Below are 19122 nucleotides of genomic sequence, written 5' to 3'. Positions count from 1 at the left end.
TCCAGGGCAGCGGGACCTCCCAGGATGACGCGGATCCCTGGATTGCTTCGCTGCGCTCGCAACGAAGGGGTTGGCAGTCAGGGACGAACGGATTCGCCGGGTTACTCCACCACGATTGGGTAGCAGCGCGCCCCGACCGCGCCGGCCAGCGCCTGCACGGCGCCGACCGTGCCGATGTCGCCGGCCACGTGGATCACGTCGGTGGCCCGCAATTGCGGAAGATGGGCGCCCACGGGGCCGGGGCGCACGTCCGGCGGGCGCTGGCGGCCCCGCTCGGCGCAGAGCACGATCCGCCCCACCCCGGTGGCGCGCAGCCAGTCGAGGCTCTCGCGCATGTAGAGGTCGAGGGCATCGCGGGCGCCGATGGCGAGCGCCATGTCGCGGCCCGGCTCGATGTAGCGCGCGGCCCGGGCGATGGCCCAGATCGGCCCGAACCCGGCCTCCGAGGCGGCCAGCACCAGCCGCCCGCCGCCCGGCCGATAGTGGCTGCGCCCCATCGGGCCCTTGAGCTTGACCTCCCCGCCGATGGCCAGGGCATCGAGGGCATCGCCCTCGGCCTCGCGGTTCAGGTGGAACACCGCCTCGTTGATTTCGGCCGCGCCGTCGACGCGGAGCGTCGGGCACAGGTTCCGGGTCGGCAGGCCGGGCAGGCTCACCGCGTAATGCTGGCCGGGCTCGTGGAGCGGACGGCGGGTCAGGGTGGCGACGACCTCGACGATGCCGGGGCCGAGGCGACGCACCTGCGTCACGGTCCCTTTCAGGGACTGGCGGGCGCGCTCCTGCGGCGCGGGAGCCGGGGCGAGTTCGGCTTGGCGGATTTCCGGCACCTCCGCGAAGGGTGCGGGGGCCTCGCGGGCGCGGCGGCCCTGGCTGCGGCGGGCGGCCGGGGCGGCGCCCTGGCCGAGGAGATGCGTCCCGTGCAGGCCGGGGACCGGCGCGATCATCCCCTCGGCCACGGCGGCTTCGAGAGGCGTGTCGCCGGGCGAGCAGCGGACGGCACGGCCGTTGACGACGAGCGAGCAGCGCGCGCGCATGGCGGAACCCTCGCTTTTCAGGACACGATGGAAAAGGAAAGGGTCGGCGTTCCCGCGGACATCGTGCGACACTGGTTCATCCTGGACGGGAACGGACGGGCAAGCGCCCGCCGGAGCCTTCAGCGGGCGCGGATCAGCAGCGAATCAACGAGTTCGGCCCAGCGCTCGCGCGTCGCCCGCACGTCGTCATCGGGCGAGGATTCCGTGAGCAGCTTGCGCTGCGCCCGCAGGGATTCGATCTCCTGGCGCTGCACGCGCACCACCGCCTTCATCACCCCGAGCTCGGCTTCGAGGCGGGCGATGGTGGCCTCGGCGCGGGCCATGACCGGTGCCGGGGCGGCGGCGGTCTCGCGCTGCGGCAGGCGGGTGCGCGCCTGGTGTGCGAGCCGCACCGGCCGGGCGATCATGCGGCGCACGAGATCCGGGCTGCCCGCCGTTTGAAAACGCCTCGCCGTCTCGGCCATCCGCTCATCCCCCACACGCGACCTGTGGATGACTCTGCGTGAACGTGGTTAAGGCGGGCTTAACCGGACCTACGCCGCCTCCGGCGCGGCGCCGACGATCTGGCGGGCCTGGAGCATGGTCATCGGCTCGCCGAAGGCCGGGCCGAGGGCGTATTCGCAGCCGAGTTCGGCCAGCGCCACGGCGTCGGCCTCCGATTCGCAGCCCTCGGCGACGATGGAGAGGTTCAATTCGCTCGCCATCTTCACGATGGAGCGCAGGATCGCCGTCTGGCCCGAGCCGATCTGGCGGACGAAGTCGCGGTCGACCTTGATCGTGTCGAACGGGAAGCGCTGCAGATAGGAGAGCGCCGAGTAGCCCGTGCCGAAATTGGACAGGCACAGGCCCGCCCCAAGGTCGTGGATGCGCGAGAGCATCTGCGCCGCGTATTCCGGGTTCTCCATCACGAGGCTCTCGCTGAATTCGAGCTTCAGGGAGCCGGGCAGGGCGCCGGAGCGGGCGAGTACCGTCTTCACATCGTGCAGGAGGTCGTGGCGCAGCAGCTGGCGCGAGGACAGGTTGCAGGCCGCGAAGATCGGCGGCTCGACTTCGAGCGAACGCTGCCACGCCGCGAGCTCCAGCGCGGTGCGCTCCAGGGCGAAGATGCCGAGGTTGACGATGAGGCCGCATTCCTCGGCCAGCGGCAGGAAGGTGGCGGCCGGGATGCGCCCGAGCTTCGGGTGGTCCCAGCGCAGCACCGTCTCGAACCCCGCCACGGTGCGGTCGTCGAGGCGCACCACGGGGTTGAACAGCACCCGCATCTCGTTGCGCTCGATGGCCTTGCGCAGGTCGCCTTCGAGCATCAGCCGGTCGGAGCGCTCGGCGCGCATGTGGGCGCGGAACACCTCGATCCGGTCGCCGCCCTGGCGCTTGGCCTGGATCATCGCGACCTCGGCGTTCTTCAGAACCTCGTCGCGCTTCTGGCCACCCTCGTAGAGGGCGAGCCCGATGGAGACGGTGAGGAAGATCTCCCGGTCGGCATAGGTGATCGGCGTGGCGATGGCCCGCTGGATCATGCTGGCGAAGGCGAGGATCCGGTCCGGGTCGCGCTCGGAGAGCAGGATCACCGCGAACTCGTCGCCCGCGAGGCGGGCCAGGGTGTCCTGCGGGCGCAGCAGCCGGCCGAGCCGCCGGGACAGGGTGAGCAGGATCGAATCGCCCGCCGAGAGGCCGATCGCGTCGTTGATGCCGGTGAAGCGGTCGATGTCGAGGACGAGGATCGTCGGCTTCAGCCGCGGGTCCTGGCCGGCGAAGGCCAGGGCCGCGTCCAGGCGGTCCCCGAACAGCTCGCGGTTCGGCAAGCCGGTCAGGCTGTCGTGCACGGCATCGTGGAGCAGGCGCTCCTCGGCGGTCTTCACCTCGGTGACGTCGGCGATGGTGCCGACCACGCGGATCACCTCGCCGTCGGCGCCGATCACCGGCCGGGCCTTCAGCCGGTACCAGAAATAGCTGCCGGCGGCCGAGCGCAGGCGGAAATCGTGGACGATGCGGCCGCGTCGCTCCTCGATCACCGTGTCGAGGGCCGCCGAGTAGCGCTCCACGTCGAACGGATGCAGGGCGCCGAGCCAGTTCGCGGCTGGGCCTTCCAGCGCCCCGCGCGACAGGCCGAGCTGCGCCTCGATCTCGGGGCCGGCGAAGATCTTGTCGGCGGGCACGTCCCAATCGAACACCACGTCGCCCGCGCCGGTCAGGGCGAGCGCCCGGCGCTCCGTGTCGGAGACGAGGGCATGGGAGAGTCCGCTGCCCGCGAAGGCGTGCTGCAGCACCGTGAAGCCGATCAGCATCACGATCAGCACGAGGCCGCCGATGAGCGCCGGCTGGACGAGATCGCTGCCGATCTGGCCCGTCACCGCGAAGCCCGCCGCCGTCACCCAGATCATCAGCAGGAGCCAGGTCGGCACCAGCAGGATCGCCCGGTCGTAGCCGTTGTGGACGGAGAGGTAGAGGATCAGCAGCAGGCCGATGCCGGCCACCGCCGCGATGGAGATGCGCGCCACACCCGCCGCCACGGGCGGATCGAACACCGCGAGCCCGACGAGGCCCGCGAGGAAGGCGAGCCAGAAGAAGGCGACGTGGCTGTAGCGCACATGCCATCGGGCGAGGTTCAGATAGGCGAACAGGAACACCAGCAGCGTCGCGCCGAGCACCGCCTCGGCGGAAGCGCGATAGACCCGCTCGGCCAGCTCGGTGACGGGGAAGACCCGCTGCAAGAAGCCGAAATCGATGCAGGCATAGGCGAGCACCGACCATGCCAGCGCGGCGGCGGCGGGGAAGATGATCGCGCCCTTCACCACGAAGACGATGGTGAGGAACAGGGCCAGCAGCCCGCTGATGCCGATGATGATGCCCTTGTAGAGCGTCAGGCCCGCCGTCTTCCGGCGGTACGCGTCCTGATCCCACAGGTGGAGTTGCGGCACGTTCGCGTTGCGCAGCTCAGCGACGTAGGTGACCGTCGTGCCGGGATCGAGGGTGATGGTGAACTGGTCCGCGTCCGGGTTCTCGTCGCGCTCGGGGCGGATGCCCTGGCTCGCGGTGATGGCGGCGATGCGCGAGCCGCCGAGATCGGGCCAGATCACCCCGGAGCCGACCAGCCGGAAATGCGGGGCGATGAGGATGCGGTCGATCTGCTCGTCGGTGTCGTTCGTGAGTGCGAAGGCGATCCAGTCGGGCCGGGCGCCCGCATCGCGGGCCTTCACGACGATGCGCCGCTTGATGCCGTCCTTGCCGGCGGCGGTGGAGATCTGAACGAGGTCGCCGTCCGACCGGTAGCGCTCGATGGCGCCTGTCAGGTCGATCACCGGCTGGTCGAGGCCGACCCTGACCGCCTCCACGGCGCGGGCGGGGCCGACCGAGACGAGGCCGCCGACCAGGATCAGGAGGAGGGCGAGGATGCGCAAGGGGCTGACGTGTCCGGCCGGGGGTGTCTGCATCGGCCGCCCAGGCGGCCTCGATTGGTAAAGGCGACGAGAAGGCCCGGCAAGGCCGAGGGCGCGCCGGTCCACCGTTCGCGGATCGCGCCCCTTTGCGGCCAAATCAAGTTGAAGGCCCCTTGGCCGCCCTCTGTTTCCAACCCTTGCCCTCATCCTGAGGTGCCCGCCGGGGGCGGGCCTCGAAGGAGGGCTCCAGGGATCGCACCGACTTCTGGAGCCCTTCTTCGAGGCCGCTGCGCGGCACCTCAGGATGAGGCGGGTGATAGGGATCTGTCGGTCAGGCCCGCAGGCCCTTCGCGATCCGCTCCAGGCTCGGCAATCCCGCGATGGGCCCGATGGCGGCGAGGGTCGGCTGGCCGGCGAGCATCGTCGCGGCCACCGTGCGCACGTCCTCCACCGTCACCGCATCGACCTTGGCGATCACCTCGGCGGCGGGGATCACCCGGCCCCAGGCGAGGATCTGGCGGGCGTTGCGCTCGATCCGACCGCCCGGCGTCTCCAGCGCCGAGAGCAGCGAGACCTTCAACTGCGCCTTGGCGCGGGCGATCTCGGTCTCGTCGAGGTCGCGGGCGGCGCGGGTGGTGGCTTCGAGCGTCACGGCCACGAGTTCGGCCACGTCCGAGCCGGCGGTGCCCGCGCCGATGCCGAACAGGCCGCAATCGGAGAAGGGCCAGTGGAAGGCCTGGATCTCGTAGGCGAGGCCGCGCGTCTCGCGCACCTCGTGCCACAGGCGCGAGGTCAGGCCGCCGCCGAGCACCTGCGCGAACATGTGCAGGGCGTAATAGCCCTCGTCGCGGAAGGACAAGCCGGGCAGGCCGATCACGAGGTTGGCCTGTTCGAGCTTGCGCTTCATCCGCCGCTCGCCGCCGCCGTAGCGGCCGGGCTCCATCGGCGGCGCCTCGACGGCCTTCATGCCCCCGAAATGCTGCTCGGCCGCCGCCACGATGGCCTCGTGCTCGACGCAGCCCGCCCCCGCCACCACGAGGCGGTCCGGGGTGTATTCGCGGGCGAGGTAGGCGCGGATGCCCGCCTCGTCGAAGCTCTGGATCGTCTCCGGCCGTCCGATGATCGGGCGCCCCACCGGCTGGCCGGGGAAGGCGGCCTCGGTGAAGGCGTCGTAGACGACGTCGTCCGGCGTGTCCTCGATCGCCGCGTATTCCTGCAGGATCACGCCCTTCTCGCGGGCGAGTTCGCCCTCGTCGAAGGTGGCGCTCGTCAGGATATCGCCGATCACGTCGAGGGCGAGGCTGGTATCCTCGCCGAGGACGCGGGCGGTGTAGCTCGTCGTCTCGGTGGAGGTGGCGGCGTTGATCTCGCCGCCGACATTCTCGATCTCCTCGGCGATGCCTCGCGCCGTGCGCCGGGCGGTGCCCTTGAAGGCCATGTGCTCGATGAGATGGGACAGGCCGCTCTCGGCGGGGCGCTCGTGGCGGGAGCCCGCCCCGACCCAGACGCCGAGGCTCGCGGTCGCCACCCCCGGCATCGGCTCCGTCACCACGCTCACCCCGTTGGGCAGGCGGGTGACGCGGAGGGTCGGGGAGGCGGCGTGCGTCGAGAAATGCTGGTTCATCGGTGGCTCAGCCGCCCTTCGTGATGCGGGCGCGCTCGCGGATGAGGCGCTCGATGGCTCCCTGGTCGTTGGCGACGCGGGTCAGGCGCTCGGGCCGGTCCATCAGGTCGGCGAGATGCGGGGGCAGGGCGGGGCGCCGGCCGCCGGTCGCCTTGGCGACCGCATCGGGGAACTTCGCCGGATGGGCGGTGGCCAGCGCCACGACCGGCGTCGCCGGGTCCTTCTCCAGCAGGCGCCGGCCCGCGTTCACGCCGATGGCGCTGTGCGGATCGAGGGTCACGCCGGTCGCCGCGTGGCTGAAGGCGATCTCCTCCATCACGGCGCTCTCCGGCACCGCATGGGCGTCGAACTCGTCGCGGACCTTTGCGAGCACCGCGTCGTCGAGGTGGAACCCGCCCGATTGCTTCAGCCCGGCCATCAGCCGCGACAGGCTCGACGCATCCCGGCCGAGGGCCTCGAACAGCAGCCGCTCGAAATTCGAGGAGATCTGGATGTCCATGGAGGGCGAGGTGGTGGGCTCGACGCCGCGCAACTCGTAGGCGCCGTGCTCCAGGGTGCGCACGAGGATGTCGTTGGCGTTGGTGCCGATCATCAGGCGCTTGATCGGCAGTCCCATCTTCTTGGCGACCCAGCCGGCGAGGATGTCGCCGAAATTGCCGGTGGGCACCGCGAAGGAGACCTCGCGATGCGGGGCGCCGAGCGCCACGGCGCTGGTGAAGTAATAGACCACCTGCGCCGCCACGCGGGCCCAGTTGATCGAGTTCACGCCGGAGAGCCGCACCTCGTCGGCGAAATCGCCGTGCTGGAACAGGGCTTTGACGATGTTCTGGCAATCGTCGAACGTGCCGTCGATGGCCAGCGCGTGGACGTTCGGGGCGTCCACGGAGGTCATCTGCCGCCGCTGCACCTCCGAGACCCGCCCGTGCGGGTAGAGGATGAACACGTCGACCTGATCGAGCCCCCGGAACGCCTCGACGGCGGCCGAGCCGGTGTCGCCGGAGGTGGCGCCGACGATGGTCGCCCGGCTGCGGCGCTGGCGCAGGACGTGGTCCATCAGCCGGCCGAGCAGCTGCATCGCCACGTCCTTGAACGCGAGCGTCGGGCCGTGGAAGAGCTCCAGCAGGAACAGGTTGTCGTCGAGCTGGGTGATTGGGCAGATCGCCGGGTGCCGAAAGGTCGCGTAGGCGTCGTCGATCATCCGGTCGAGGTCGGCATCGGCGATCTCGCCGTCCACCAGCGGGCGCAGCACGCGCTTGGCGGCCTCGGCATAGGGCTTGCCGGCCAGCGCGGCGATCTCGTCGCGGCTGATTCGCGGCCAGGTCTGGGGCACGTAGAGCCCGCCATCGCGGGCTAATCCGGCGAGCAGCGCATCCGAGAACGAGAGCGGCGCGGCCTCGCCGCGGGTCGAGACGTGGAGCACAGGGGCCTCCGTGGGAAGGCGGTCCCTCTACACGATGCGGGCTTGCGTGTCGAAACCGGATCGCATGCGATCCCTCACGCGCTGATCCCCGGCGCCTTGATGAGGCGGCAGCCGGTGATGCGCCATTCGCCGTCGGGCTGGCGGTCCAGGGTGTACTCCGCCGTCCAGTCGGTGCCGTTCTCGTCCTGGATCGCCACCGTTTGGCTCACCGAGGTCTCGCCGACGTCGCGGGCGGTGCCGAAGACGAAGCTGCGGTGGCGGTAGACCGGCTGGTACTGGTTGCGCACCATCCCGAGGAACAGGTCCGGGTTCGGGAAGATGTCGCGGATCGCCGGGGCCGCCTGGGCATAGGCCGTCGAGGCGTCGTCCCGGCCGAAGGCCTCGGCCTGCCGGCTGATGACCGCGCGGGCCGCCGCCTGTTCCGCCTCGCCGGCCCAAGCCTCGGACCCGAGGCATCCCAGAAACAGCTCGGACCCGAGGCATCCCAGAAGAAGAAGGAGGCAGGACAGGGCGCGCATGGCTGGTCACTCCGGGGAGCAACCATGAATTGTAGGCGGCTGCGCGATCCCGGCAAGCGTCAGGCGGGGATCGTCATCGCCAGGGCCGCCAGCGGCAGGGCGACGACATCGACCGCCGCCGCCGCCACGGGGAGCAGCGCCGGCCAGCGCCCGCCGGCCTCCTCCCGCCGGGTACGGGCGAAGGCGAGGACGAGCATCGGCACGAGGGGCAGGAGGTAGCGCCCCTGCGGGCCGTCGATCCGGTTCTCGCCGACATTCGTCCAGGTGAGGTATTGCGAGATCACCACCAGCCACAGGCAGGCGACGGCCGCCGTCGGCAGGATCAGCCGCTCGGCCCAAGGGGGCGGGGTACCCTGCCGCAGCAGGACGAGCGGCACGAGCAGGGCTACGGCCCAGAGCCCGTAGAGGACGCCCGGCAGCGGCCTGTCGAGCCAGCCGAAGATGCCGATGGCGCCCTTGTACAGGATGGTCAGGTGCTTGACCGTGCCGAGGAAATGCCCCGGCAGGGTGGCGATCCGGGCGGGTTTTTCCAGCAGGACCTGCGCCTGCGCCTTCGGATCGGTGGCGGTGAAGGTCGCCGGGCGGGGGCCGGACCAGAGCGGCCCGGCCTTGTAGGCGGCGCGGGGCACGGGCGTCGCGACATAGGTGGTCGCCGCCGCCGTCCAGAGGATGGCGGGCAGCACGGCGAGGAACGCCGCCGCGAGGCGTCGGGCGGCGTGGCGCATCCACTCGCCCCTGGGGGGCAGGGGCACCAGCAGCATGGCGGCGAGCGCGGCGTACGGGGGCTTGGCCAGCGCGACGAGGGCGAGGCTGAGGATCGCCCCGGAGAGCCGCCATCGGGCGCCCGTCCCTGTCAGTGGCCGGGGGGTGAGCAGCGCGGCGGCCAGCGCCGCGAGGGCGATGATCGGAGCGTCCTGGTTGAACGAGGCCGCCAGCGACAGGGTCATCGGCAGGGCGTGGACGGCGAACAGGGCGACCCGCCCGCGATGGGCGAATGCCAGGGCGGCGAGCGCGATCGCCAGAGTCGCCGTCGCATTGCCGAGCCGGCCGAGATAGAAGCCGACCTCCGGCGCGAGGCCGAGGACGCGTCCGATGCCGAGCCCCGCCGCGCCGGGCACGTAGAGGAAGGGCGGATAGGTGCCGACCGTATAGAGCGGCACGAAGATCCGGCCGCGCGCGTCGGGCTCGCTCTCGACCGCCGAGATGGCGCCGCCGAAATCCTTGGGACGGGAGCGGCCGATCCGCTCCCAGACCGGGTCGATGCGCACCCCCGCCGCCAGATGGGTCGAGCCGTCGGAATAGCGCACGCTCTCGCGATGGCCGACCATGTCGCCCTGGATCAGGGCGGCGGCGCGGGCGAGATGGGAGCCTTCGTCGGCGACCTCGCCCGGCGGGACGATCAGCGCGAGGGCGATGCAGACCGGGGCGCACAGGACCAGATAGGCGAGGCACCAGAATTTTGGGCCGGAGGGCAGGCGCATCACGCGGGGATGTCCCCGTCCGCCAGGCTCTCCGGCGGAAGAGCGTCGCCCAGGATCCGGCGCAGGCGCAGCATCAGCAGCACGGTGGCGATCGCCCCCGCGCAGAGCATGCCGAGGCGCAGCCATTCCGCCGGCCCGGCGCCGGAGAGGAGATGGCCGCCCCCGCGCCCCAGCGCCCCGAGGGCGACGTAGGCGAACAGGGCCGGAAGGGCGGCGAGCGTGCCGAGGGCGTAGTCGCGTAAAGGCACCGCGCTCGCCCCGAGGGCGAGGCTCGTCGGCGCGAAGGGCATGATCGGCGAGAGGCGGATCAGGCAGACGAGGCGCCAGCCCTCGGCCTTGAGGGCGCCGTCGAGGGCGGCGAGCCGCCGTCCGCCGAACCGGGCCAGCGCGCGGGCGCCGAGCATCGAGCGCGCGAGGCCGAAGGTGATGAGCGCCCCCGCCAGGGTGCCGAGGGCCGCGACGCAGAAGCCCTCGACCGGCCCGAGGAGCGCCCCCGCCGCGATGCCGACGCCGGAAGCCGGCACGATCCCCGAGGCGGCGACCAGCGCCTGAACCGCGAGGATGATCGCCGGCCCCGCCGGGCCGAGGCCCCGCAGCGAGGCGGTCAGCCGCTCGGCGGCGTCGGGGGCGAGGACGCCCACCGCCAGCGGCGCGGCGGCGAGCCCCGCGAGCAGCGCGAGGCCGGCGAGGCGGCGGAGCGGGGGGCGCCTCACGGACGCGCCTCCACGGGGGCGGGGGCGTCCGCGAAGAGCGGGTCCGCCTTCAGGCCAGCGTGGTGCAGGCGGTAGGCGAGGCTCGTGCGCAGGACGCCGAGCCCGTAGATGCAGGAGCGCCGGAAATTGATGGACGAGGCGTCGTCGAAATACCGCGTCGGGCAGGAGATCTCGCCGATGCGGAACTCCTGGTGCATGGCGAGCGCCAGCATCTCGTTGTCGAAGACGAAATCGTCCGAGCAGCGGTCGAGGGGCAGGGCTTCGAGCACCCTGCGGCTCCAGGCCCGGTAGCCCGAATGGTACTCGGAGAGCTTGTGGCCCATCAGCCAGTTCTGCACGAGGGTGAGCCCCCGGTTGGCGATGTACTTGTAGAGCGGCATCCCGCCCTTGAGCGCGCCGTTGCCGAGGATGCGCGAGGCCAGCACCGCGTCGTACTCGCCGGAGACGATCATGGAGGCCATCGCGGTCACGAGGCGCGGGGCGTATTGATAATCCGGGTGGAGCATCACCACCACGTCGGCGCCGCGATCCAGGGCGGTGCGGTAGCAGGTCTTCTGGTTGCCGCCGTAGCCGAGGTTCTTGGCGTGGCGCACCGTGTGGATGCCCAGCCGCTCGGCCACCGCCACCGTTGCGTCCCGGCTGGCGTCGTCGATGAGGATCACGTCGTCGACGATGTCGAAGGGGATCTCGCGGTGGGTGCGCTCGAGGGTCGCCGCCGCGTTGTAGGCGGGCAGGACGACGGCGATTCGGTGTCCGTGGAGCATCGGCAGGGTCTTCGAACGGGTCAGGCCCGGAGGATCGCCGGGGCGATCTCGGGCAGGGCGGCGGCGAGGAGGCCGGCGGCGCGAAGCACCTCGCCGGCTTCGGTGACGGAGCGGCGGGCGAGCGCCTGGGCGAGGCGCAGGGGGATCTGCCCGCAGAAGGCGGCGGCGGTCAGGCCGAGTGCGGCGAGCCGTCCGTGGTGCTTGGCGGCATAGAGGATCTCGCTGCGCAGGATGTAGAAAAGGCGCCGCGCCTTGGCCTGCCGGGTGGTGCCCTGGCCGAGATGGCGGGCAGCGGGGCCGGCGAGGTGGCGCACGGCGTAGCCCGCCTGCCGCGCCCGCAGGCATAGGTCGACATCCTCGTAATAGACGAAGAAGCGCTCGTCGAAGCCGCCGAGCGCGACGAACAGGTCGCGCCGGATCATCAGGAAGGCGCCCATCACCTGATCGACGGCGCGGTCCTGCCCGTGGTCCCAATCGCGCAGGAAATGCGGGGGCACGAGGCCGATCCGGTCCAGGGCGAAGGCCCGGCCGAGCATCGCCAGCGGGCGGGGGGCGCGGGCGCAGGAGCGGGCATTCTGCCCGTCCGGTTCGACGAGTCGCGCGCCGACGATGCCCCATCCCGGCTCCCCGAGCAGCGCGGCGCGAGCGCGGGGCAGGGCGTCGGGCTCGACCCGCGCGTCGGGGTTCAGGAACAGGATCGCCGGGGCCGTGCCCGCCGCCGCGCCCTGGTTGCAGGCGCGGCCGAAGCCGAGATTGTCCCCATTGCGGATCACCCGGAACGGGAAGGGCAGGGCGGGCAGGTGGTCGAGGGACGCGTCGGTGGAGGCGTTGTCCACCACGGTCACGGCGAGGCGGTCCGCGCCCTCCGAGGCGGCGAGCCCGGCGAGGCAATCGCGCAGCAGAGCGCCGCCGTTCCAGTTGACGATCACCACGTCGAGATCGCTCATCGCGGCAGATCCCGAGGGGGGCCAAGGCGGCCCATCAGCCCGTCCCGCGCCGCGCCCGCGAGGCGGCCGAGCACGGCGGGGCGCCAGCCGGAATCGGCCCAGTAGAGGAAGGCCTGGAGGGGCAGGTAGAGCCCTTGAGCGAGCTTCCACGAGAGCGGCAGGTGCGGCAGGCGCCACGCGTAGACGTTGTTCCTGAGGTAGGTCGCCATGCGGAACAGGGGTTGGCGCGGCATCGTGAGGCCGAGCCGCCGGATCGTCCCGCCTCCGACCCGGTGGGGCAGGGAGACGGACGGGTCGCAATAGGTGCCGTGGCCGAGGCTCCAGGCGCGAAAGCACCATTCGAGCTCGACCGCGTCGATGAAGAAATCCGCCCGGAACGGGCCGGTGCGCGCGAAGGCGGCGAGGTCGAGGAGCGTGCCGGAGGTCGCCACGAACTGCACGGGGCTCAGGCCCGCTACGGCGGCCTCGCCGGCCCTCGCCGGGTAGGCGGGCGCCTTATGGCCCGGCGCGGCCGAAGCGGCGGGGCCGATGACCGCCGGGGCGAGGCCCTGTGCCCGCAGGCGATCCCGCCCCGCCAGAAGCGCCCCCGGCAGGTCAGGGGCGGCGGCGGCGTCCTGATCGAGGAGGTAGAGGCATTCCGCCCCCGCCGCCTGGGCCGCCGCCGCGAGGCGGTTCAGGGCCTCCGCGATGCCGCGATTCGTGCCGTCGCCGAGGAGGGTGAAGCCCGCCCGCGCCAGCGTGTCCCGCGCCTCCCCGTCGAGGGGGGAGTTGGCATAGGCGAGCCGCGCCCGGAGGCCGTCGGGCAGGCGCGAGGGCAGGGCCGCGACCTGGGCTGGCGTCGGGTGGAAGAGGGTGATCCCGGCGGCGATCCGCGCGAGCCCCGGCGCGGGGGCGGCGGTCGCCGTCTCCGGGTGCGGGGGCGGCATGGGCGGCTTCATCCGGACAAGCGATGTTCCAGGCTGGGCTGGTGACGATTCCAATGCGGTTTTCATGAGGCCGGGGCAACGCCATGCAGCGGAAGCGAGGTCTAGTGGGAATAATGCCCACGTCAACTGGCGATGGTCAGGGCCCGAACCGCGTCCGGCACAGCACCGTCGTTGCGCGGCGGAGCCGAAGCAATCCAGACCGCGCCTTATCCCAACGAGGCCGTGCCAGCTGGATTACTTCGCTGACGCTCGCAAAGACGGCCGGGAACCGAGGCGTCGACAAGCCAACGGCATCAGATTTGGAGCGGCGCGTTGTCGATGACTTCCTTCATCACGAAGAAGGTCCGCAACTGGCGGACGCCCGGCAGGCCGAGCAGGGTCGTGCTGTGCAGGCGGTTGAAATCCGCCATGTCCGAGACCCGGATCTTGAGGAAGTAGTCGAAGTCCCCGGCCACGAGGTGGCAATCGAGGACGGTGGGGATCCCGCCCACGGCGGTCTCGAAGGCCGAGAAGGCTTCCGGGGTCGAGCGGTCGAGCACCACGCCGACGATGACGAGGGTACCGCGCCCCACCCGCGCGGGGTCGATGAGCGCCCGCACCGCCCGCACCACGCCGCCGGAGAACAGCGCCTGAAGCCGGCGGTGGCAGGTGGCGGCGCTGGTGTTCACCCGCTTGGCGATTTCGGCATTGCCCATCCGCCCATCGGATTGGAGCAGGCGCAGGATCTTGAGATCGGTGCGGTCGAGCGCAGATGGATCGGTGGATTCTTTCATTTCAACGCGGTTTCACGGTCGTTTGCAGCAGGTGAGGGCGCTCCAGTAAAATCTCAACCACATCGCGGCGCGAAGATCGAGAGCACCTTCCGTTCGGGGTTTGCTACCTTGGCTGCGCGTCCACGACCCCGAGACAGACCCGATGCTGGAACAGTTCGAGCGCTATCCCCTCACCTTCGGCCCGACGCCGATCGAGCCGCTGAAGCGGCTCTCGGCCCATCTCGGCAACGCGGTCGAGATCTACGCCAAGCGCGAGGATTGCAATTCCGGCCTCGCCTATGGCGGCAACAAGCTGCGCAAGCTCGAATACATCGTGCCGGATGTGCTGAAATCGGGCGCGGACACCCTGGTCTCCATCGGCGGCGTGCAATCGAACCACACCCGCATGGTGGCGGCGGTGGCGGCCAAGCTCGGCCTCAAGTGCCGGCTGATCCAGGAAGCCTGGGTGCCGCATGAGGATGCCGTGTACGACCGCGTCGGCAACATCCTGCTCTCGCGCCTGATGGGCGCGCAGGCCCAGCTCGTGGATGACGGGTTCGACATCGGCATCCGCGATTCGTGGAAGCGGGCGCTGGCCGAGGTCGAGGCCGAGGGCGGCAAGCCCTATGCGATCCCGGCCGGCGCCTCGGTGCACAAGTACGGCGGCCTCGGCTATGTCGGCTTCGCCGAGGAGGTGCGCGCCCAGGAGAAGCAGATGGGCCTGCGCTTCGACTACATCGTGGTCTGCACGGTGACGGGCTCGACACATGCCGGCATGGTGGTCGGCTTCGGCGCGGACGGGCGCGCCCGCAACGTCATCGGCATCGACGCCTCCTACACCCCGGCGCAGACCCGCGCCCAGGTGCTCGACATCGCCCGCAACACCGCCGAACTGATCGGCGCCGCCCGCGTCGAGGACGAGGACGTGGTCATCAACGAAGACTACGCCTACCCGGTCTACGGCGTGCCTTCGAAGGAGACCGTGGAGGCGATCCGCCTTTCGGCCCGGCTCGAGGGCATGATCACCGACCCGGTCTACGAGGGGAAGTCGATGCAGGGCATGATCGACCTCATCCAGAAGGGCTTCTTCCCCAAGGGCTCGAAGGTGCTCTACGCCCATCTCGGCGGCGCCCCGGCGCTGAACGGCTACAGCTACACCTTCCGCAACGGCTGATTCCGGCGCATCCCGGCCTAGATCCCAGCTGGCAAAGGTTGGGATCGGAAGCCTGGAATGCGAAGAAGCCTGCGGATCGTCCTTCTCGTCGCCTGCGCCCTGGCGCTGCCCGGCCTCGCGCGGGCGGCCTCGGCCCCGGCGGTCGAGGCCGAGAACGGCATGGTCGTCTCGTCCCAGGCGCTCGCCTCGCAGGTCGGGGCGGACATCCTCAGGGCGGGGGGCAACGCCGTCGACGCGGCGGTGGCGGTGGCCTTCGCCGAGGCGGTGGTGAACCCATGCTGCGGCAATCTCGGGGGCGGCGGCTTCCTGGTGCTGCACACGGCGCAAGGGCGCAGCCGCTTCGTCAACTTCCGCGAGAAGGCCCCCGGCGGCGCCAGCCGCGACATGTATCTCGGCGCGGACGGCAACCTCGTGCCGTTCTCGACCCTGCGCGGCTGGAAGGCGGCCGGCGTCCCCGGCACGGTGCTCGGCCTGACCACCGCGCTCTCGCGCTACGGCACGCTCCCCCTCGCCAGGATCATGGCCCCCGCTATCGCGCTCGCGAAGGACGGCTTCGTGCTGACGCGGGGCGACACCGACATCCTCGAGACCGGCACGAAGAAGTTCGCCCGCGACCCGGCCGTGGCCAAGATCTTCCTACGGCCGGACGGCTCGCCGTTCCGGCCGGGGGACAGGCTGGTCCAATCCGCCCTCGGCAAGACCCTAGAGGCCATCGCCGAGGGCGGGCAGGCGGCCTTCTACCGGGGCGAGATCCCCCGCGCCGTCGAGGCGGCCTCCTCGGCGGGGGGCGGGATTCTCACCGCGCAGGATTTTGCGGACTACACCGTCACGGACGACAAGCCGCTCTCGTGCACCTACCGGGGGGCGACGATCCTCTCGGCACCGCCGCCCTCCTCGGGGGGCACGACGCTGTGCGAGATGCTGACGATCCTCGACGGCTACGACATCGCCGCCTCGGGCTTCAATTCGGCGCGGACCGTGCACCTGATGGTCGAGGCGATGCGGCGGGCCTATGCCGACCGCAACGCGACGCTCGGCGACCCCGCCTTCGTGGACAACCCGGTGGCGCGGCTGATCTCGCCGGACTACGCCCGCACCCTGCGCGAGGGGATCCGCCTCGACCGGGCGACGCCCTCGTCCGAGATCCGCCCTGATCCCGCGCTGCTGCCGTCCCGCGAGCGGCCGGAGACCACGCACATCTCCGTCCTCGACAGGGCGGGCAACGCGGTCTCGCTGACCTACACGATCAACGGGTATTTCGGCTCCGGGGCGATGGCGCCGGGCACGGGCTTCTTCCTCAACAACGAGATGGACGACTTCACCACGAAGGTCGGGGTGCCGAACCTGTTCGGCCTCGTCCAGGGCAATGCCAACGCCATCGCGCCGGGCAAGCGCCCGCTCTCCTCCATGGCGCCGACCATCGTCCTGCGGGACGGCAAGCCGGTGATGGTGGTGGGCTCGCCCGGCGGCTCGCGGATCATCACGATCAACGCGCAGGCGATCATGAACATGCTCGACTTCCGGATGCAGCCGCAGGAGGCGGTCGACGCCCCGCGCATCCACCATCAATGGCTGCCGGACACGGTCTACGCCGAGCCCTTCGCCCTCTCGGCGGACACCCTCGCGATCCTCAAGGGCATGGGCCACAGCGTGCAGGTGCAGGTGCCGTGGGGCGCGCAGGAACTCATAGCCACGAGCGGCGCGGTGCCGGCGGAGGCGGCAGCGGAATCTTCCGGGAACGATGCCTCCCGCACGCAGGACATGCGGCCGGGCCTGCTCTACGGCGCCAACGACAACCGCCGCCCGGCGGGGGCGGCGATCGGCGAGTGAGCCGGATTCAGTTGATGAGGCAGAAGCCCGCGCCCGTGCCGACCCGTCGCTCGGGCGGGCAGGAGGGCTTGGCCGGCGCGACGGGGGCGGGCTGAACCGAGCCGGTCGTGCCGGGCTCGATGCCGCGCAGCCATGCGTCGAGGCGCGGACCCCGGGTCGAGACCACGCCCTCGGCGGTGCTCGCCCAAACCGGCGTCGCCAGCATGAGGCACGCGGTGGAGAATGCAGCGAGCCGCATCATCGAATCGTCCCCCTTCTTCCACCGTCGCGCCACGGGCGGCCGAGGTGCGGGGACACCATCGCGACCGCCCGTAAACGCTTCGCTTAGAAGATGAGTTAACGCGCGAGGATTCCCGCGAAGATTGGGCCCTCAGTAGCCGTCGTAGAAGCCGGCGGGGCCGTAGCCGTCGATCCCGCGCGGGTCGATGGCGACCGGGCGCCGGGCGGGCACCGCGTAGTAGACGGTGCGGGCGCCGGTCTGGTCGTCGTCGAACGAGTCGACGCCATATCCATCGCCCCGGCCGCGCGCGACCGTGCGGGTCCGGGGGGCGCCCTCTGCCATGGCGGCGCCCTCGCCCTCGATCCGCACCTGGGTGTGATTCATCCCTTCCGCCTTCACCAGGGTGAACAGGGTCGCGGCGTTGCGCACCGACAGGCGCACGCAGCCGTGCGAGACAGCGCGGCCGAGGCTGCGGACATGGTTCGTGCCGTGGATGGCATGGCCCTGGTTGGTGAAGAACGTCGCGTAGGGCATCGGCGCGTCATCGAACTCCTTGGAGAAGTGCGTGCGCTCCATGCGGAACGGGCGGAAGCTCCCCGAGGGCGTGTCGTAGCCGGCAGCGCCGGTCGAGACCGGCCAGGAATAGCGCTGGACCCCATCGACGGCGACGGACATGCGCTGCGCGTCCTTGTCGACGGTGATGACCACGTCGGCCCGGGCCGGGACGGCGCCGAGGGCAAGGAGCAGGGCGGTGAGGAGGGCGGCGGATCGGATGCGCATCGATGTATCCCCAAGACGCCACGTTGGCGGAAGACCGCGAGGCATTCAGCCAAGCTACGCCCTTGCGGCGCTCCGGTTCCCGGTGCGCGTAGTAAGACTTCCGTGCGCCTGCGCCGCCTTCCTCCGCCGCCTGATCGGTGAATGTCGCGGAGAGACGCCGCGCCGGGCTGGATTTCCCGGCCGGAACGGTGCGTTGTGCCCTCGACCGTCAGATCTGGGACAGGCCGATGAAGCTCCTCTATTCCCCCGCCTCACCCTATGCCCGCAAAGTGCTGGTGCTGGCCCACGAGACCGGCCAGGCCGGCGAGATCGAGGTCGTGACCGCCGGCACCTCGCCCGTGGCCGGCGCGCCCGACGTCGCCCCCCACAACCCGCTGGGTAAGGTGCCGGCCCTGATCCTCGCGGACGGCACCTGCCTGTTCGACAGCCGGGTGATCTGCGAATACCTCGACATGCGCTCCGAGGGCGCGCACCTCTTCCCCGAGGGCGCCGAGCGCTGGGACGCCCTGACCCGGCAGGCCCTGGCGGACGGGATGCTCGATGCGGCGCTCCTCACCCGCTACGAGCGCGTGATGCGCCCCGAGCCCCTGCGCTGGCAGGATTGGGATGCCGGCCAGATCGCCAAGATCACGGCCGGGCTCGACCGGATCGAGGCCATCGTCGCCGACATGCCGGTGCTCGACATCGGCACGGTCGCCATCGCCTGCGCCCTTGGCTACCTCGATTTCCGCTTCCCCGACCTCGCGTGGCGCGACGGTCGCCCCGCGACGGCGGCGTGGTACGCCGTGTTCGAGGGCCGCCCGTCCATGACGGCGACGGTGCCGCCGCAGGGCTGAGGCTCAGCGCGGCGACGACATTTCATACGGGTGCGAGGAGGCGAGCGGGTCGGCGAAGAAATTTTCCACCGTGCTCGCCCCCGTGCCGAAGGTGATGAGCAGGAAGCCCCCGGCGAGCGCGAAGTTCTTCAGGAAGTCCCAGAACAACTCGCGCCCCTTGCCGCCGGACCAGAAGTCGCCCGGCGTCCAGAACTGCTTCCACAGGAGGGCCGTGACGCCGCAATAGCCGGCCATCACGAAGGCGGCGGCGCGGTCGAACGCCCCCGTCAGGATGCAGGCCGACATGCCGATCTCGACGGTGAGCCCGAGGAGGATCAGCACCACGGCCGGAGCGGTGGCGTGCACCGCCTGCTTCGCCTGACCGACCGCGCCCTTGAAGTTCACGATCTTGTCGAGGGCGCTGAAGGGCAGGAACAGCAGGACGAGGAGCAGGCGGGTGCCGAAGGCGATGGCGAGGCTCAGGGCTGGCATCCGGTCTTGGGCTCCATGACGGCGTCGTGGGGGCAGGTGTGACAGGCGGCGCCGATTGCAAGGAAGTCGGGCGCGATGCCCCGAAAACGGGCTTGGGCGGAAGGGGTCGCCTGCGCTAATGTCGCAGGGCCCAACACGACGATGCGGGAGAGACCGGGACGGCCCGACAGAGGCCGCCCGGCGCCGACGGAGCAACCGCCCCGGAAACTCTCAGGCACCAGGAACCGTGTCGTCGGGGCAATCTGGAGAGCGGTG

The 19122-nt window shown here is 71.2% G+C and carries 18 protein-coding genes and 1 riboswitch; of the genes, 3 read left to right on the top strand and 15 right to left on the bottom strand.

Going from position 1 to position 19122, the window contains the following annotated elements; all coding sequences use genetic code 11:
• Positions 1-101: 101 nt before the first annotated feature.
• From ACS5Q7_RS11945 to ACS5Q7_RS11890, 12 genes are all read right to left on the bottom strand, one after another.
• Complete coding sequence (locus ACS5Q7_RS11945) at positions 102-1034, bottom strand: ferredoxin reductase domain-containing protein (RefSeq protein WP_478339530.1); 933 nt, start codon at positions 1032-1034, stop codon at positions 102-104.
• Between the two features lie 119 nt (positions 1035-1153).
• Positions 1154-1498 carry a hypothetical protein gene (locus tag ACS5Q7_RS11940; RefSeq protein ID WP_478339529.1) on the bottom strand — a complete coding sequence of 115 codons (345 nt, stop codon included), beginning with the start codon at positions 1496-1498 and terminating at the stop codon, positions 1154-1156.
• Positions 1499-1567: 69 nt separating this feature from the next.
• Positions 1568-4465, bottom strand: coding sequence for an EAL domain-containing protein (locus tag ACS5Q7_RS11935; RefSeq protein ID WP_478339528.1), 2898 nt, complete (start codon positions 4463-4465; stop codon positions 1568-1570).
• A 277-nt stretch (positions 4466-4742) separates the two neighbouring features.
• Positions 4743-6035: a M16 family metallopeptidase gene (locus ACS5Q7_RS11930; protein ID WP_478339527.1), complete on the bottom strand. Its 1293-nt coding sequence runs from the start codon at positions 6033-6035 to the stop codon at positions 4743-4745.
• A gap of 7 nt (positions 6036-6042) precedes the next feature.
• Positions 6043-7455, bottom strand: coding sequence for a threonine synthase (gene thrC, locus ACS5Q7_RS11925; RefSeq protein WP_478339526.1), 1413 nt, complete (start codon positions 7453-7455; stop codon positions 6043-6045).
• A 74-nt stretch (positions 7456-7529) separates the two neighbouring features.
• A complete protein-coding gene (locus ACS5Q7_RS11920; protein WP_478339525.1) occupies positions 7530-7973 on the bottom strand; it encodes a DUF4864 domain-containing protein in 444 nt (147 codons plus the stop codon).
• A 59-nt stretch (positions 7974-8032) separates the two neighbouring features.
• Complete coding sequence (locus ACS5Q7_RS11915) at positions 8033-9454, bottom strand: DUF2142 domain-containing protein (RefSeq protein WP_478339750.1); 1422 nt, start codon at positions 9452-9454, stop codon at positions 8033-8035.
• The gene (locus ACS5Q7_RS11910; protein ID WP_478339524.1) at positions 9454-10167 is read right to left on the bottom strand and encodes a TVP38/TMEM64 family protein; all 714 of its coding nucleotides are present in this window, start codon (positions 10165-10167) and stop codon (positions 9454-9456) included. Before ACS5Q7_RS11910 ends, ACS5Q7_RS11915 begins: the two co-directional genes overlap by 1 nt.
• Entirely contained in the window at positions 10164-10931 is a 768-nt protein-coding gene (locus ACS5Q7_RS11905) for a glycosyltransferase family 2 protein (RefSeq protein ID WP_478339523.1), read from the bottom strand. The genes ACS5Q7_RS11910 and ACS5Q7_RS11905 overlap by 4 nt, the downstream gene beginning before the upstream one ends.
• Before the next feature lie 20 nt (positions 10932-10951).
• A complete protein-coding gene (locus ACS5Q7_RS11900; RefSeq protein ID WP_478339522.1) occupies positions 10952-11878 on the bottom strand; it encodes a glycosyltransferase family 2 protein in 927 nt (308 codons plus the stop codon).
• The gene (locus ACS5Q7_RS11895; RefSeq protein ID WP_478339521.1) at positions 11875-12804 is read right to left on the bottom strand and encodes a glycosyltransferase family protein; all 930 of its coding nucleotides are present in this window, start codon (positions 12802-12804) and stop codon (positions 11875-11877) included. Before ACS5Q7_RS11895 ends, ACS5Q7_RS11900 begins: the two co-directional genes overlap by 4 nt.
• 293 nt (positions 12805-13097) lie before the next feature.
• Positions 13098-13577, bottom strand: coding sequence for an Lrp/AsnC family transcriptional regulator (locus tag ACS5Q7_RS11890; RefSeq protein ID WP_478339520.1), 480 nt, complete (start codon positions 13575-13577; stop codon positions 13098-13100).
• Positions 13578-13719: 142 nt separating this feature from the next.
• Between ACS5Q7_RS11890 and ACS5Q7_RS11885 the strand changes: the two genes are divergently transcribed.
• Together ACS5Q7_RS11885 and ggt are read left to right on the top strand one after the other, a co-directional pair.
• The gene (locus tag ACS5Q7_RS11885; RefSeq protein ID WP_478339519.1) at positions 13720-14730 is read left to right on the top strand and encodes a 1-aminocyclopropane-1-carboxylate deaminase; all 1011 of its coding nucleotides are present in this window, start codon (positions 13720-13722) and stop codon (positions 14728-14730) included.
• A gap of 57 nt (positions 14731-14787) precedes the next feature.
• Positions 14788-16560 carry a gamma-glutamyltransferase gene (ggt, locus tag ACS5Q7_RS11880; protein WP_478339518.1) on the top strand — a complete coding sequence of 591 codons (1773 nt, stop codon included), beginning with the start codon at positions 14788-14790 and terminating at the stop codon, positions 16558-16560.
• Positions 16561-16567: 7 nt separating this feature from the next.
• Here ggt and ACS5Q7_RS11875 read toward each other — a convergent pair whose 3' ends face one another.
• A complete protein-coding gene (locus ACS5Q7_RS11875) occupies positions 16568-16798 on the bottom strand; it encodes a hypothetical protein (RefSeq protein WP_478339517.1) in 231 nt (76 codons plus the stop codon).
• Positions 16799-16930: 132 nt separating this feature from the next.
• A complete protein-coding gene (locus tag ACS5Q7_RS11870) occupies positions 16931-17560 on the bottom strand; it encodes a L,D-transpeptidase (protein WP_478339516.1) in 630 nt (209 codons plus the stop codon).
• Positions 17561-17787: 227 nt separating this feature from the next.
• Between ACS5Q7_RS11870 and ACS5Q7_RS11865 the strand changes: the two genes are divergently transcribed.
• Positions 17788-18396, top strand: a complete 609-nt coding sequence (locus ACS5Q7_RS11865; RefSeq protein WP_478339515.1) for a glutathione S-transferase — start codon at positions 17788-17790, stop codon at positions 18394-18396.
• 3 nt (positions 18397-18399) lie between these two features.
• On the opposite strand, the gene ACS5Q7_RS11860 is transcribed toward ACS5Q7_RS11865, so the two are convergent.
• Positions 18400-18867, bottom strand: coding sequence for a DoxX family membrane protein (locus ACS5Q7_RS11860; RefSeq protein ID WP_478339514.1), 468 nt, complete (start codon positions 18865-18867; stop codon positions 18400-18402).
• Between the two features lie 134 nt (positions 18868-19001).
• Positions 19002-19104, top strand: a riboswitch (glycine riboswitch).
• Positions 19105-19122 lie beyond the last annotated feature (18 nt).

The organism is Methylobacterium sp. Gmos3 (genome assembly GCF_056430985.1).
This window is presented reverse-complemented; position numbering and strand designations above follow the sequence as displayed.